We start from the raw sequence: 14,626 nt of genomic DNA, 5'->3' as shown, positions 1-14,626 counted from the left end.
CGCTCAGAGATTCCGGCTCACGGGGACTGCCGGCAAGGCCGGGATATCCGCTACCGAGATGATCTGTCTTCCGCCGATGAAGCTGCCCGCGACGAACACCCCCGCGTCGTGGGCGTGACGCCCGCGGTGGCTGGCGGAGGCATCTTCGATCAGCCACGGCGTCAGGTCGAGCTCGAACGCCCCGAGCGCGGTCGCCAGCACGCAGTTTTCCGTGGCGATCCCGCACAGGTAGATGTCCCGCCACCCGCGTCCGGCGATCAGCGCCGCTCCGCGGGCGTCGGCGAACAGGTTGTACCCCTTCTTGTCGATGACGGCCGTCGCCTGCCGCGCGTGCGCCCGCAGCTCGTCGACGATCTCGATCTGCGGCGGCTCCATGCATTCTGTCCAGCCGAGCAGCCGCTCGTACGGCGAGCCGGGATGGTTGACGTAGCGGGTGAACACCACGTCGTTCCCCGCCGACCGCCACCGGGCGACGAGGTCCGCGATGACGGGGACGATATGGGCAGAAACCTCGCGAACGAAGTAGTTCTGCATGTCGATGACCACGAGCACGGACTCGCCGGAACGTACCGTCACGCCACTAGCTTCGGACGTGATGCCCAGGACGCGCCATCACCCGCGCGGCTCGACGGCAGTGTCGTACTCGCCGCCCTTCATCGGGAGGCGGCCCGTCAGGCACGGCGGATCGTGATGTCGCCGTCGTGGCTGCGGGCGCGGATCTCGACCGTCTCGTCGAACCCGTCCGGGCTCTCGCGGGCGTCGAGAGAGTTGAGCAGCCTGCCGTTGGCCGTGCTCACGTCGAGGAACGCCGCCGTGCCCTGCCGGATGCCGACCTCGAGGTCGCCGGTCGTGCTCGTCAGGACGACCGAGCCGCGCGCGACCTCGCCGATCCGCACGCTGCCGTGCACGTTCTTGGCCTCGACGCCGCCGTGGGCGCGCTCGACCTGCATGTCGCCGCTGGTGCCGATCAGCCGCAGGTCGCCCGTCACCTCGCCGATGTAGCACTCCCCGTCGTCGTTCCTGATCGACGCGGGGCCGTCCACCTCCTGGATCCTGATCTCGCCGGAGGCGCTGGAGACCTCGGCCCGGCCGGTGGCGCGCTCGACGCCGATCTCGCCGCTGTCGCTGGTCAGCTGGATCGCGCCGGCCTCGTCGAGCCGGATGTCGCCGTGGTCCGTCTGCAGCCGGCAGTCTCCCAACCGGCCCGTGCAGTGGAACTCGCCCGACATCGTCGAGCCCTGTACGTGCGAGCCCGACGGCAGCTCGATCGTCACGCGGACCGACTCCCCCCAGTCGCCGAACAGACCGGCCAGCGCTGACAGGCCCCACCCCTGGCGCCGCGGGCCTGCTCCGGCGCCCGCATACCGGGACTGGGCGGGCTCCTGCTGGGCGCTTTTGACGACCAGCTTGCCGGCCGCATAGCCGATCTGGACCGCGGCCGCCCCTCCCTCCCCGTCGTCAGGCCGGGCGTCGACCACCGTGGTGGCGCGGTCGCTCGCGATGATCCTGACCTCTGCGCCGGGCAGGTCGATGCTGACCGAGATCGGCTCGGGTGTGTCGAATGTCGGCATGAAACCCTCCTCGTGGTTGCGTACGTCCGGGCCTCAGCCGACCCAGCCGGTGTAGCTGCGCCCGCTCGCCGAGCCGCGCCCCGCCGCCCGGCGGCCGCCGGGCTCCAACGTGGCCGCGACGGCACGCACCAGCCAGGTGTTGACCGACAGGCCCTCCCGGCGGGCGGCCTCCTCGACCTGCACCTTCAGGTGCTCAGGGAGCCGGAGGCTGAAGCGGGCCGTGCCGCCTTCCTGGATCTCCACGGGCTGGACGCCCGCGCCGGACGGCCCGCCGTCGTCATCGGGGGCGTCCGGCGCGGACGGGTGCTGCGCCGGGGATCGGGTCAGGACGAAGTCGGGATCGCCGCGGCGCAGGCGGACCTCCACCGAACCCGGCGCCAGCTCGCGCGTGATCTCGTCGGCGGCCGCCGACAGGACCTCCAGCAGGATCAGCCGGACGGATGACTCGAGAGGTGAGACAAGTCGCTCGGCGAGGGCGCGCGCGTCCTCGCCGCCTGCTTCCGCGGCGATCGCGAGGTCCCTGTGTAGCCTGTCGACGTACGGCTTGAGATCCATGGCGCCATTATGGCGCCAAAGTGACGCCAACGCCAGCGTCGCCGCGTCACGTCCGGCCGGGAGCGCTCCCGAGGGTGTCGCGCAGCCGGCTCTTCTGGATCTTGTTCGAGCCGGTGCGGGGCAGGTCGTCCACGAGGTCGAGGTACACGGGGAGCTTGTACCTGGCCAGCCGATCGGCCAGGAAGGCCCGCAGCTCACCGATGGTCAGACCGCGCCCGGGGACGGTGATCACGAATGCCCGGCCGACCTCTCCCCACGTGGCGTCCGGCACGCCGATCACCGCGACCTCGGCGACCGCGGGGTGCTCGTAGACGGCCGCCTCGACCTCGGCCGGGTAGACGTTCTCGCCGCCGGAGATGTACATGTCCTTGACCCGGTCGACGATGTGGAAGTGCCCGTCGGGGTCCACGTACGCGATGTCGCCGGAGTGGAACCACCGGCCCTCGGAGAAGGCCCGCGCGGTGGCGGCGGGGTCGTCCTAGTAGCCGGGGGTCACGTTCGGGCCCTGGATGATCACTTCGCCGGGTTCGCCGGGTTCGCCGGGGGCGGTGTCGGTCAGGTCAGGGCGGACGCAGCGGACATTGGTGAAGAAGACCGGGACCCCGGCGGATCCGGCCTTGCGTTCGCTCTCGCCCGCCTCCAGGAACGTGGCGCCCGGCGCCGTCTCGGTGAGGCCGTAACCTTGGCAGAAGGTCAGGCCGCGTTCCTGATAGGTGTGGATCAGCGCGGGCGGGACCGCCGCGCCGCCCGCCATCAGGCAGCGTACGGACGACAGGTCGGCGTCCGCCCAGCGGGGCGACCGCGCGAGCGCGGCGAACATCGTGGTCACGCCGAACATCCAGGTGACGCGATGCCCGGCGATGAGGTCGAAGCAGGCGTCCACGCTCCAGGACGGCATGATGACCGAGCATCCGCCCTTGAGGAACGTGGGCAGCAGGCACTGGTTGAGCGCCGCCACGTGGAACAGCGGCGCGCTGACCAGCGTCACCTCGTCGGCGGCGACGTCCACCCCGACCAGGAGGTTGTAGCAGTTCCAGATCAGGTTGCCGTGGGTCAGCGTGGCGCCCTTGGGGCGGCCCGTGGTGCCGGAGGTGTACAGGACGCAGGCCGCGTCGTCGAGGCCGACCGGCACGTCGATGGGCGCGGGGTCGCCGGCGGCGAGCCACTCCTCGTAGTCCGCGCCCAGAGCCACCACCGTGCATACGGCCTGCCCGAAGGCGTGCTCGGGGGCGTGGACGAGCACGGTCGCCCCGCTGTGGGCCAGCAGGTGGTCGATCTCCGGCGCGGCGAGCCGGAAGTTCAGCGGCACGAAGATGCCGCCGAGCATGTGCGTGGCGAACATCGTCTCCACGAACGCCGGGTGGTTCTGCCCCAGGTAGGCCACCCGGTCCCCTTTGCGCACCCCGGCCGCGCGCAACTGCCCGGCCAGCCGGGTGGTGCGGTCGAACACCTCCGCGTACGTCGTCGCGCGGTCGCGGAAGACGAAGGCGGTGCGGTCCGGCGACATCGCGGCCCGCCTGGCCGGCCACCCGCCGAGCCCTGCGTTCAACACCGTCCCGTCACCTCTCAGGCGTAGTGGCGGTAGACGGCACGGGCGACGCAGGCGGGCTTGCCGACGCCGTCGATCTCGACCGCGAAGTCGCAGAGCATCTGCACGCCGTCGCCGGGCACGTCCTCGACCTCGGCGACCTTCGCGGCCAGGCGGACCTTGGCGCCCACGCGCACCGGGGCGGGGAAGCGGACCTTCTCCAGCCCGTAGTTGATGCTCATCTTCACGCCCTGGATGCCGAGCACCTCGTTGAACAGCGGGATGACCAGGGCCAGGGTGAGATAGCCGTGGGCGATGGTGCCGCCGAAGGGGCCGTCCGCGGCCCGCCGGGTGTCCACATGGATCCATTGGTGGTCGTTCGTGGCGTCCGCGAAGGTGTTGACCCGCTCCTGGGTGATCTCCAGCCAGGAGCTGTGGCCCAGGTCGCGGCCGGCCAGGGCCTTGATCTCCGCGAGTCCGTCAACCGTGATCATGAGGTCTCCTTGTCGAGGCCGAGCAGGCGGGCGGCGTTGTCCTTGAGGATCTTGGGGCGGACCTCGGGCTTGATGTCGAGCTTGGCGAAGTCGGCCAGCCAACGGTCCGGGGTGATGATGGGGTAGTCGGAGCCGAAGAGCACCTTGTCCTTGAGCAGGCTGTTGGCGTACCGGACGAGCTGGGGCGGGAAGTACTTCGGCGACCATCCGGACAGGTCGATGTGGACGTACGGCTTGTGCGTGGCGACGGCGAGCGCCTCGTCCTGCCAGGGGAACGACGGGTGGGCCAGGATGACGCGCAGCTCGGGGAAGTCCACGGCCACGTCGTCGACCAGCATCGGATTGGAGTACTTGAGCCGGATGCCGCCCCCGCCGGGCACTCCCGCGCCGATGCCGGTCTGCCCGGTGTGGAAGAGGGCGGGCACGCCCAGTTCCTCGATGACCTCGTACAAGGGGTAGGCCATCGGGTCGTTCGGGGCGAACCCCTGGATGCTGGGGTGGAACTTGAAGCCGCGCACCCCGTGCCGCTCCACCAGGCGGCGGGCCTCCCGCGCCCCCGCCCTGCCCTTGTGCGGGTCGACGCTGGCGAACGGGATCAGCACGTCGGCGTGTTCGGCGCAGCTCTCGGCGATCTCCTCGTTGGCGATGCGCGGGTGGCCGGTGGCGTGCTCGGCGTCCACGGTGAACACCACCGCGGCCACCTTCCGTTCCCGGTAGTAGGCCGCCATCTGGGGGATGGCAGGGCGCTCGTGCGAGCCGAAGTACTGCTCGGACGCGCCGAACAGCACCGGGCTCAGCGAGCCGTGGCCGTCCTTGGAGATCTCGGCGTGGGTGTGGACGTCGATCGCGACCAGCTCGTCGAGGTTCACCGTCCGGCTCCCTTGGGGGCGGGGATGCCGTAGGTCTCGGGTTCGGCGCCGACGCCCGTGTGCCACTGCCCGGCGATGGCCTCGGCGCTCCAGCCGCCGTCGGCGTACGCCACCGCCTTCTCCTTCGGGTGCGCCCACAGGGCCAGCCGGTCCCCGCCGACGCCGATCGCCTGTCCGGTGACGCCCTTGGATTCGTCCGAGGCCAGGTACGTGATCAGCCCGGTCACGTCCTCCACCGTGCCAAGCCCCTCGTCCCTGCGCAGCCAGCCGGGCAGCGGCTCCCCGGTGCGCTCGGACTCCTCGATGACCGGTGCGAACGCCGGGATGGTCTTGGTCATCTCGGTGGCCGCGACCGGGATCACCGCGTTGACCGTGATGTCGGCCTTGGCCAGCTCCATCGCCCAGGTCCGGGCCATCGCGACGATGCCGGCCTTGGCCGCGGCGTAGTTGGTCTGGCCGAAGTTGCCGCGCTGGCCGGCCGGCGAGCCGACGAGGATCAGCCGCCCGCCCGTCCCCTGCTCGCGCATCCGCACCGCCGCCGCGCGGGCGCACGTGAATGTGCCCCGCAGGTGCACGTTCACGACGTCGTCGAAGTCCTCGTCGGACATCTTCCACAGCACCCGGTCGCGCAGGATGCCCGCGTTCGTGATCAGCACGTCGAGGCGGCCGAGCTCCCGTACGCTCGCTCCGATCAGGTGGTCGGCCGCCGCCGTGCCGCCGACCGCGGCGGCCACGCCGACGGCCCGCCCGCCCGCCGCGGTGATCTTCGCCACCGCGGCGTCCACCGCCTCCTGATCGACGTCGTTCACCACCACCGCGGCGCCCGCCGCGGCCAGGGCCTCGGCATAGGCCAGGCCGAGGCCGCGCCCGCTGCCGGTGACGATCGCCACTTTGCCGGTCAGATCCATGTGGGACACCTCTCAGAACGTGATCACGGGGTCGATCGCCTTGCCCTGCGCGGCGCGATCGATGTCGTCGAACGGGTAGCGGCCGACCGGCTTCCACACCGGCGGCCCGTCGACTTCCGCACCGGCGGCTGGCTGGCTTCTGCACCGGCGGTCGGTCGGCTTCCGCACCGGCAACCGGCTGGCTTCTGCGCCGGCGGTCGGTCGGCTTCCGCACCGGTGGCTGACTGGCTTCCGCACCGGCAGCCGGCCGGCACGGACGAGCCGGACCAGGGCGGGAATCGCGGCCCGCGTCTCGGCCGCACCGGGCGTCGGGGAAATCCGGCCCGCGCCGAGGATTCGGAAGAGCCAGCCGGCGCCCAGGACTTGGGGGAGCCGGCCGGCGTCGAGGGTCAGGCCGGTCACGCGCCCGCCCCCGGCAGCATGACGTCCACGTCGGGGGCCGGCTCGGTGCCGGACCTCACGCGCCTGCCCCGGCGGCGTGGCGTCGACGTCGAGGACCGGATCGGTGCCGACGACGGCGCGCCGACCAGGACGAACGTGCCCCGGGCGGCCGTCACGATCTCGTCCGCCGCGGGTACGGCGGCGGCCACCTGACCGGTGGACGGGTCCATCACGGCGGCCCGGCCGCTCTTGGCCGCGTCGACGCCGGTCATGTCCGCCACGGCCCCGGCCGCCCCTGGCCTTCCTCGGGCTCGGGCTCGCTCATGGTCGCGCTTCTCCCTCACGGATACCGCCCGTGGCAGGGCCGCGGAGTGGCCCCGGCCACACGACGGAAAGGCCGGGTACGCCGCGGACAAGCCGCCTTCAATTGACAGGAAACCTGTCGATGGGCAGTCTTGTTGCCAACAGGTTTCCTGTCAATGGCCTAGCCTGGATCTCCCCGACGACGACTCAGGAGCAGGTGATGACCGCAACGGCGGAACAGCAGGCGGGAACGGCCGCGGACAAGGCACCGCCGTCGCTGCTCTACATGGTCAAACAGGTGGAGCTCGTCGTCCGCGCACGCCTCGACGACCTGGTGCGGCCGGCCGGCATCACGGTGACGCAGTACACCGCGCTCACCGTGCTGGAGCGGCACGACGGGCTGTCGGCCGCGCAGCTGGCCCGCGACTCGTTCGTCACCGCCCAGTCCGTGGCCGACCTGGTGCGCGCCCTGGAGGAGCGCGGGCTCATCCGGCGCGAGCGCAACCCGGCCAACCGCCGCGAGCTGCACATCCTCCTCACCGACGCGGGGCGCGAACTCCTGGCCCGCCTCGCCGAGCCCGTACGCGAGCTCGAGGAGCTCATGATCGCCGACCTGTCCGCGCGCCAGGTCGGCCAGCTCCGCCACGCCCTCTCCAAGGCGTGGCGGGCCCTTTTGTGATGCTCTTCGACGACGGTCACCCGACAGCGATGGCGTCAACCGTAGGTCTGACCTGAAACCCAGACCTCAGGTGGACGCGGTGGGACGCGTCCCTCCTCAACAATGGCCGGGTGACGTTGGGCATGTCCTTCCCCGAGATCGTCGTGGTGCTGGCCGCCGCGCTGCTGGTGCTCGCTCGCCGGCTCCCGTCGTCCCGTGCCCGCAGGCCGGTCACGATGGGCGCGGCGACGGTTGTGCTGCTTTCAGCGACGGCGCTGCTCCTGGCCGGGGTGCGTTGGCAGTTCGTGCCGGTTCTCGCGGGAGCGGCCATCCTGCTGTCGTTCAGTCTTCCCGTGCTGCTGGGCCGAGCCGCGTGGCGGGCTCCGTGGTGGCTGGCGTTGCCGGGCTGGGCGGCGTGCGCCGGCCTCCTCGCCGCAGGGCCGGTGGCGGCGTGGGCGTTTCCGGTGCCCGATTTCCCCGAGCCGTCGGGCAGGTTCCCGGTCGGCACCTTCGTGCTGCAGTGGACCGATCCGGCGCGTCCGGAGCCCGCGACCCCCGCCCCGGATGACCGGCGCATGGTGGTCGTCCAGTTCTGGTACCCGGCGCAGGGGAGCGCCACGGGCACCGCGCGGTCTGTCTATCTCGGCCGTACGGAGCGGGAGGCGCGCGTCGTCTCCGGCGCCGCGGCGGACTACCTCGGGGTGCCCGGCTTCCTGCTCGACGGCGCCTCGACCGCCCGCACCCGCTCGGTGCCGGGTGCCGCCGTGGCCGGGACGGGAGGTCGGTTCCCCGTGGTGCTGTTCTCGCCGGGGCTCGGGGGAGTGCGCACCCAGAACACCGCGTGGGCGGAGGAGCTGGCCAGTCTCGGCTACGTCGTGGTGGCCCTCGATCACCCGTACGACTCCGCCGCCGTCGTCCTCGCCGACGGCCGGACGATCCGCACCCGGGTCGCCGCGACCGGCGACGAGCGCGAGGACGAGCGGCGGGCGGCCGGCTGGACGGCGGTGCGCGCCGCCGACCTCGGCTTCGTCCTGACCCAGCTGGGCCGCCTCGACCGAGGTGAGATGGCGGGCCCGGCGACCGGCAGCCTCGACCGAGGTGAGATCGCGGGCCCATTGACCGGTCGCCTCGACACGGCTCGGGCCGCGGTGACCGGCCACTCGATCGGCGGGGCCGCCGCGTTGCTGGCGGCCCGTCAGGATCCCCGGTTCGTGGCGGTCATCGACCTGGACGGCGCTCCCCACGACCCCGAGCCGCGGCCCTTCCGCCAACCGGTGCTCGCACTCACCCACCCGGTGGACCCGGCGGACAACCCGACCTACATTCCCCGCCTCACGCAGGTGCTCGACCTCAGCACCGCCACGAGCTACCGGCTCACCGTCCCGGGGACGGCGCACCTGACTTTCACAGACGCACCGCTCTACCTTCCGCCCGTGCCCGCACTGGCAGGCTCGCTGGGCCGTACAGCCGGGCTGCGCCTCACAACCGCCACCAGCGCCGCGTTCCTCGACGCGACCTTACGCGGCAAACCGGGCGATCTCACCGCGCAGCTGTCACCGTACGGCGACCTCACCGTCCACCACGCGGACAGCGAGGTACGATCCGGCGGATGAACGGGCAGCGCTGGACCGACTACCTCTACGAGCGGCACCCGCCGATCCAGCTGCACGCGTGGGCACGCGAGCTCGCCTACTTCCGCTTCTGCCGCGCGTACGGTGGGCACGCCAACGACGGCGACCAGCTGCTGGCCGGGCTGCGCATCGAGACGCAGGACGACCTCATGCGGACGCTGTCCGCGCTCGGCGTACCTGTGACGTGGCTCGGCCCCGGCGACCCGCGGCCGGTCCCCGGCGTCGCCTACACCGCGGCCGAGTTCGCCCGCTTCCCGGTCGCCATGTCGCGCTTTCCCGGGATCGGGCAGCCGGGGCACGTGGAGATCGCCGGACAACGCGCCCACGCCTGGTCACGCGGGGATCGGCTGGACGTCAGCGTGGCCGACACCGCCGATCCCTACAGCGTCACGGAGGCCGCGGTCGCTTCGGCCAAGGCGATCGAGGCGCTGCTGGCTCCGATCGCGGACCAGGTCGTGGACCCGCCGCAGGACGACAGGAACTGCGTATGTCCCCGCTACTACCCGGACCTCTGGCCCGATCGGCAAGGGTGACGCAACGCCGAGACGCGCCCCGATGCCGGACCGGTCAACTGGCGATCAGGGCCGCGCCGGTGAGTCGGTCGGCTGGCGGTGCGGGTCGCGGTCGGGTGGTGGTGGGGGTGGTGCTGCCGGGCCGGTCAGCTGGCGGTGTGGGTCGTGCTGTCGGGCCCGGTCGATTGGCGGTGCAGGTCGTGCCGTTGGGTCGGTCGGCCGGTGGTGGGGGTCGCGCCGTTGGGGTGGTCAGCTGGCGATGCGGGTTGTGCTTGCTCGTTCGTGGAATGTTCGGCGGTAGGTGGTGGGGGATACCCCGACGATTCGGGCGAAGTGTGTTCGTAGGCTGGCTGGTCCGCCGAATCCGCAGCTGTCGGCGATCCATCCGATCGGCCGGTCGCTGGTCTCCAGGAACTGCTGGGCCCGGCGTACCCGCTGCTGCAGCAGCCAGCGCAGCGGCGACATCCCGAGCGCCTCGGCGAACCGGCGTTCGACGGTGCGCACGCTGACATTGGCCTGGGCGGCCAGGTCGGCGATGGACAGGGGCAGATGCAGTTGCTCGGTGGCCCAGTCCAGCAGGGCGGCCAGCCAGTCGTCGCGGACCACCGGCGAGGCGGGACGGTGGTACTGGGCCTGCCCGCCGTCCCGGTGCGGCGGGGTGACCAGGCGGCGGGCCAGTTCGGCGGCCACCGCGGCACCATGGTCGACCCGTACGACGTGCAGACAGGCGTCGATCCCGGCCACCGTTCCCGCGGAGGTGATCACGTTGGCGTCCTCCACGTAAAGCACGGACGGGTCGACCCGGACGGCGGGATATCGGCGGCTCAGCTCCTCCGCGTGCAGCCAGTGCGTGGTGGCGCGGCGCCCGTCGAGCACCCCGGCGGCGGCCAGGACGAAGGCGCCGGAACAGATGGACAGGATCCGGACCCCGCGCCGGTACGCCTCCCGGACAACGTCCACCAACTCGGCCGGTGGGTCGTCGTGCACATTCGTACAGGCCGGGATGACGAGGGTGTCCGTCGAGTCCAGATCCCACCCGCCGCTCACCGGGGCGAGGGTGAATCCCGGGCTCAGCTGCACCGGCGCGTCACCGACCGGGACCGCCGAGAACCGGTACCACGGATCGGCCAGGTGCGGCCGGTCGACGCCGAAGACTTGACACGGGACGGCTGCTTCGAAGATCGGCATGTCGTCGGTGACGGCCATGACGACGCGATGGGCGCGCATGTCGCGAATCTAGCGCACGTTGACGTACGCGACGGTGGCTCCCGGCGACACCGTTCAGCAAGATCGGAGAGAGCCTGAACAGCTGAAGGAGACCTGATGACGGAGATCGACGGCCGGCCCGGTCGCGGGAGCGCGAAGCCGGTGGTGGCGGTGTTCGGCGCCTACGGGCACACCGCCCGGTTCGTGACGGCGGAGCTGCTGGAGCGCGGTTGGACGCCGGTGCTGTCCGGGCGGGACGCGGTGAAGCTGGAGGCGGCCGCCGCCGCCCACCCCGGCGTGGAGTGGCGGATCGCCTCGGTCGACGACCCAGCCTCGCTCGACCGCGCGATCGCGGGCACGGCAGCGGTGATCAACTGTGCCGGGCCGTTCGGCGACACCGCGCCGCCGCTGATCGAGGCCGCGTTGCGCGCCGGGATCCACTACCTGGACGTCACCGGGGAGACCCTGGTCGCGATGAACACTTTCGACACCTACCGGGATGACCCGCGGGTGAAGGAGGCGGGCATCGTGGTGGCGCCGGTGATGGCGTTCTACGGTGCACTGGGCGACCTGCTCGCGACCGTCGCGATGGGTGACTGGCCGGCGGCCGATGACATCTTGATCGCGGTGGCCCTGGACAGCTGGCACCCGACCCGGGGCACCGTGCTGGCCGGGCAGCGCCGGGCCGGGCGGCGGGTGGTCTTCTCGGACCACCACCTGCGGGTCGTCGCGGGCGACGAGCCGCCGCCGAAGGGGACGTGGACGTTCGCCGAACCGTTCGGGACCCAGGACGTCGTGGGGCAGTTCTCCAACGCCGACGTGGTCACCGTCTCCCGCCACCTGGACACCCCGCGGATCGACGCCTTCCTGAACGTCGCCCCGCTGAAGGACCTCGGCGACCCGGAGACCAGGGGACCGCAGGCGGCCGACGCCGACGGGCGATCGGCCCAGGTCTTCCTGGTCGAGGTCATCGTCCGGCGGGGGGACGAGCGGCGGCGGGTGGCTGCGCGCGGCCGTGACATCTACGCCATCACCGCGCCGATCGTGGTGGAGGCCACCGAGCGGATCCTGACCGGCCGCGGCCGGGCCACCGGGGTCGTCACCGCCGGGGAGCTCTTCGACGCCGAGGACTTCCTGCGGTCCCTCCCGCTGGACGAACTGTCACTGGATGAACTGTCGCTGGGCAATGGGTGAACGGCCGCGAGCAGGGGGATCTGGGTTTGTGTGTCGGCTGCGGGACCGGGCCCCTCACGGCAACGAGCAGGGGATCCGGCTCCGTGTTCGGGCCGCTCACGGTGATGAGCGGGGGAATCGGGTTCGTGTGCCGGCTGCGGGGCCGGGCCGCTCACGGTGATGAGCAGGGGATCCGGCTCCGTGTTCGGGCCAGTCGCGGTGATGAGCGGGGGATTCGGGTTCGTGTGTCGGCTCTGGGGTCGGGCCGCGCTCATGGTGATGAGCAAGGGGATCCGGGCCGGTCGCGCCGAGCCTGCTCATCTCCCGCCGGCTCGGCGCCGTACGGGAGGGGGATCTCATCGCAGTCCCCTCCCACAGCGTGTCATTGAACACCGACGGCACACGAGCCTGTCGCCCCCTGTTCAGCCCCAAGCGTCCGGCCACGCGGTGGCTCAGTACAGCCAGCGGTGGGAGCGGACCACGGCAGCCGCGTCGCGGTCGGCTGCCCAGGCGGCGTCGGAGACGCGTACCGCCCGGAAGGCGTCGGCCAGCTCCTCGCCCAGCGCGGAACGGATGCGCTCGTTGGTCAGCAGCGCGCCGAGCTGTTCCTCGACGGTGGTGGGCAGCCGGCGGATGCCGCGTTCGGCCCGCCGCTCGTCGGTCCAGGTGCCGGGGTCCTCCTGCACCGGGTCCGGGGGCGTGAGACCGTCCTCGATGCCGACGAGGCCCGCGGCGATCACGGTGGCGAGCGCGAGGTAGGGGTTGGCCGAGGCGTCCGACGGCTTGAGCTCGACGTTGGCGTGCGCGGCGCCGAGCAGGGGAGTGGCCGGTACGAGCCGCAGCGCCGCCTCCCGGTTCTCCACGCCCCAGAACGTGTACGCGCCGGACCAGTAACCGGGCCGCAGCCGTTGCAGCGAGGACAGGCTGGGCGCGGTGACGGCCACGATGGCGGGCAGGTCGCGCAGCAGGCCGGCCAGGTAGGCGCCGCCCTCGGCGGTCATGCCCGCGGGCCCGTCGCCGCCGGACAGCAGGTTCGTTCCGGCGCGGTACAGCGAGGTGTGCAGATGCCAGCCGTTGCCCACCTGCCCGAGGGTGACCAACGGGGCGAAGCTCGCCCGCAGGCCGTGCGCTCGGGCGGCCGCGTGAACGGTCTGCCGGGCCAGCAGTTGCCGGTCGGCGGCGGTGACCGGGTCGGCGGGGGCGATGTTGAACTCGAACTGCCCCGGGCCGTACTCGCCGTGGAGCTGGCCGACGGGCACGCCGTTGCGGTCGAGGTCGCGCAGCAGTTGCTCGGCGAAGGCGTCGACGGCCAGCATCTTGGCCGGCCCGTAGGAAGGCCCCTCGTAGATCGGGCGTACGTCGTCGCCGTCGCCCCCGTCCGCCCGGCTGAGGTGGAACTCCATCTCGTAGCCGGCCAGGAAGTCCAGTCCGAGAGCCGCGGCCCGGGCGACTTGGCGCTCCAGCACGCCGCGCTGGTCGTACGGCCACGCCGAACCATCCGCCGCGACCTGCCGGCCCGGCACCCATGCGAACCCGGGCTGACCGGCGAGCCGGACCAGCCGGTCGGCGACCGGCATCAGCCGGATGTCGCCCGAGGGAGTGCCCAGCGGGGGATGCCCGAAGGTGATGCCGTCGTGGGAGTCGAACACCGCGAACAGCGGCGTGACACCCACCCCCCGCTCGACCGCCGCGCCGAACTGACCGACGGGCACCGTGCGCGATCTGGGGATGCCGTTGTTGTCGGCCCAGACGATCGTGACTCCGACGACACCTGCTTCGGCCAGATCCAGATCGTCCGTGCCGGCCTGCGGCGCGCCGGCGGTCACCTGGTCGAGCATCGGCATCCCCTCACGATCGGCCCCACTCAACGACCACACCCGAGTGTGTCCCGTTTCGAGGGGATAACGCCTGGTCAGAGCGTCGAACGCCGTGCCGTTCGACGCGCGGGTCACTTTATAGACAGCGGACCCTCAGCCGACGACGCCACGCCCAAGGCACGCGCCAAGACGCGGCCCAAGGCACGCGCCAGGGCATGCGCCAAGGCACGCGCCAAGACACGCCCAGGACATGCTCGGCCGCCGCCCGCGGAGCAGCTGGGCATCGCGACGGCCGTGGTGTGGGTCATTTGTTAGGCAATGCGCCGAATGCCCTGACGGTGGCGGTGTGCTCTGGCAGCATGGCGGCGTGCATGTCGGCCATCCCGTGATCCGTGCGCTGCGCGCCGCGGTGTTCACGGCCGTCTGCGTGCTGGCCTCCGCCGCCCTGCACGTGCTGGTGGGCGGAGGCGGGATGCGGCCGGGCGGGCTCGCGGCGGCGATGGCGGCGATCTGGGCCGGCGCCTACCTGCTGGCCGGTCGCCGGCGGGAATGGCCGGAGCTGCTGGCCCTGTGCGCGGTGTCCCAGTACGGCCTGCACCAGCTCTTCTCCGGCTCCTCCCCGGTGAGCCCCGTCTTCTCCTCCGGCCACGAGCACGGCCCCGGGCTCGCCATGCCGATGATCCACCTGGCCGCGGCGATGTGTTCGAGCTGGTGGCTGGCTCGCGGCGAGCTGGCCCTGGTGATGCTGCTGCATCTGAACGCCGTGTGCGTGGCAGGCGTGCGTACCCTGCTCGCGGCCGTGATCACCGTCCTGGCGCCCCTCGCGATCATCGGGCGTCCCCGTTCGGCGCCGGTACGGCGGGAGCCGGCCCTTCGCGTCCCCGCCCTGCTGGCCGTTGTCGTGCCCCGTCGCGGACCGCCTGCCTTCCCGGCGGCCCGCGGCTGACCCGCGGGTCAGCGAACGCCTGATCCGGCGCCTCCCCGACTGGCGCCATGACCTTCTCCGGCATGCCGCCGGGG

At 72.2% G+C, this 14,626-nt stretch carries 17 protein-coding genes; 5 read left to right on the top strand and 12 right to left on the bottom strand.

Annotation, left to right across the window (positions count from 1 at the left end):
• Positions 1-3: 3 nt before the first annotated feature.
• The 10 genes from ACWDRB_RS10615 to ACWDRB_RS10570 all read right to left on the bottom strand — a co-directional run bounded on the left by ACWDRB_RS10615 (position 4) and on the right by ACWDRB_RS10570 (position 6,578).
• Positions 4-576: a cysteine hydrolase gene (locus ACWDRB_RS10615; protein ID WP_449892818.1), complete on the bottom strand. Its 573-nt coding sequence runs from the start codon at positions 574-576 to the stop codon at positions 4-6.
• Between the two features lie 95 nt (positions 577-671).
• The gene (locus tag ACWDRB_RS10610; protein WP_449892817.1) at positions 672-1,571 is read right to left on the bottom strand and encodes a DUF4097 family beta strand repeat-containing protein; all 900 of its coding nucleotides are present in this window, start codon (positions 1,569-1,571) and stop codon (positions 672-674) included.
• Positions 1,572-1,604: 33 nt separating this feature from the next.
• A complete protein-coding gene (locus ACWDRB_RS10605) occupies positions 1,605-2,126 on the bottom strand; it encodes a histidine kinase (protein ID WP_355192665.1) in 522 nt (173 codons plus the stop codon).
• A gap of 46 nt (positions 2,127-2,172) precedes the next feature.
• Positions 2,173-2,535: an AMP-binding enzyme gene (locus ACWDRB_RS10600; protein ID WP_449892815.1), complete on the bottom strand. Its 363-nt coding sequence runs from the start codon at positions 2,533-2,535 to the stop codon at positions 2,173-2,175.
• A 69-nt stretch (positions 2,536-2,604) separates the two neighbouring features.
• Positions 2,605-3,678, bottom strand: a complete 1,074-nt coding sequence (locus tag ACWDRB_RS10595; protein WP_449892813.1) for an AMP-binding protein — start codon at positions 3,676-3,678, stop codon at positions 2,605-2,607.
• Positions 3,679-3,692: 14 nt separating this feature from the next.
• Entirely contained in the window at positions 3,693-4,148 is a 456-nt protein-coding gene (locus ACWDRB_RS10590; protein ID WP_350735003.1) for a MaoC family dehydratase, read from the bottom strand.
• On the bottom strand, positions 4,145-5,017 hold the full coding sequence (locus ACWDRB_RS10585) for an amidohydrolase family protein (protein ID WP_449892812.1): 873 nt from the start codon (positions 5,015-5,017) through the stop codon (positions 4,145-4,147). The genes ACWDRB_RS10590 and ACWDRB_RS10585 overlap by 4 nt, the downstream gene beginning before the upstream one ends.
• Positions 5,014-5,925 carry an SDR family oxidoreductase gene (locus ACWDRB_RS10580; RefSeq protein WP_449892811.1) on the bottom strand — a complete coding sequence of 304 codons (912 nt, stop codon included), beginning with the start codon at positions 5,923-5,925 and terminating at the stop codon, positions 5,014-5,016. Before ACWDRB_RS10580 ends, ACWDRB_RS10585 begins: the two co-directional genes overlap by 4 nt.
• Positions 5,926-5,937: 12 nt before the next feature.
• The gene (locus ACWDRB_RS10575) at positions 5,938-6,327 is read right to left on the bottom strand and encodes a hypothetical protein (RefSeq protein WP_449892810.1); all 390 of its coding nucleotides are present in this window, start codon (positions 6,325-6,327) and stop codon (positions 5,938-5,940) included.
• A complete protein-coding gene (locus ACWDRB_RS10570) occupies positions 6,324-6,578 on the bottom strand; it encodes a hypothetical protein (RefSeq protein ID WP_449892808.1) in 255 nt (84 codons plus the stop codon). Before ACWDRB_RS10570 ends, ACWDRB_RS10575 begins: the two co-directional genes overlap by 4 nt.
• A gap of 251 nt (positions 6,579-6,829) precedes the next feature.
• On the opposite strand from ACWDRB_RS10570, the gene ACWDRB_RS10565 reads away from it, so the two are divergent.
• The 3 genes from ACWDRB_RS10565 (at position 6,830) to ACWDRB_RS10555 (ending at position 9,431) form a co-directional block, all read left to right on the top strand.
• Positions 6,830-7,288, top strand: coding sequence for a MarR family winged helix-turn-helix transcriptional regulator (locus tag ACWDRB_RS10565; RefSeq protein ID WP_350735013.1), 459 nt, complete (start codon positions 6,830-6,832; stop codon positions 7,286-7,288).
• 110 nt (positions 7,289-7,398) lie between these two features.
• Positions 7,399-8,880: an alpha/beta hydrolase family protein gene (locus tag ACWDRB_RS10560; RefSeq protein WP_449892807.1), complete on the top strand. Its 1,482-nt coding sequence runs from the start codon at positions 7,399-7,401 to the stop codon at positions 8,878-8,880.
• A complete protein-coding gene (locus tag ACWDRB_RS10555) occupies positions 8,877-9,431 on the top strand; it encodes a hypothetical protein (RefSeq protein WP_449892806.1) in 555 nt (184 codons plus the stop codon). Before ACWDRB_RS10560 ends, ACWDRB_RS10555 begins: the two co-directional genes overlap by 4 nt.
• 228 nt (positions 9,432-9,659) lie before the next feature.
• Here ACWDRB_RS10555 and ACWDRB_RS10550 read toward each other — a convergent pair whose 3' ends face one another.
• Positions 9,660-10,637, bottom strand: a complete 978-nt coding sequence (locus ACWDRB_RS10550; RefSeq protein WP_449892805.1) for a GlxA family transcriptional regulator — start codon at positions 10,635-10,637, stop codon at positions 9,660-9,662.
• A 96-nt stretch (positions 10,638-10,733) separates the two neighbouring features.
• Between ACWDRB_RS10550 and ACWDRB_RS10545 the strand changes: the two genes are divergently transcribed.
• Positions 10,734-11,810 (top strand): saccharopine dehydrogenase family protein, encoded by a 1,077-nt coding sequence (locus ACWDRB_RS10545; protein ID WP_449892804.1) that lies wholly within the window; start codon positions 10,734-10,736, stop codon positions 11,808-11,810.
• Between the two features lie 431 nt (positions 11,811-12,241).
• Here the strand turns inward: ACWDRB_RS10545 and ACWDRB_RS10540 are convergent, their stop codons facing one another.
• Positions 12,242-13,633, bottom strand: coding sequence for a glutamine synthetase family protein (locus tag ACWDRB_RS10540; protein WP_449892803.1), 1,392 nt, complete (start codon positions 13,631-13,633; stop codon positions 12,242-12,244).
• A 319-nt stretch (positions 13,634-13,952) separates the two neighbouring features.
• Between ACWDRB_RS10540 and ACWDRB_RS10535 the strand changes: the two genes are divergently transcribed.
• A complete protein-coding gene (locus ACWDRB_RS10535; RefSeq protein ID WP_449892801.1) occupies positions 13,953-14,552 on the top strand; it encodes a hypothetical protein in 600 nt (199 codons plus the stop codon).
• Positions 14,553-14,626 lie beyond the last annotated feature (74 nt).

The organism is Nonomuraea sp. NPDC003707, from assembly GCF_053587055.1.
The sequence above is the reverse complement of the archived record's forward strand: the minus strand, read 5'-3'. Positions and strand labels throughout refer to the sequence as shown.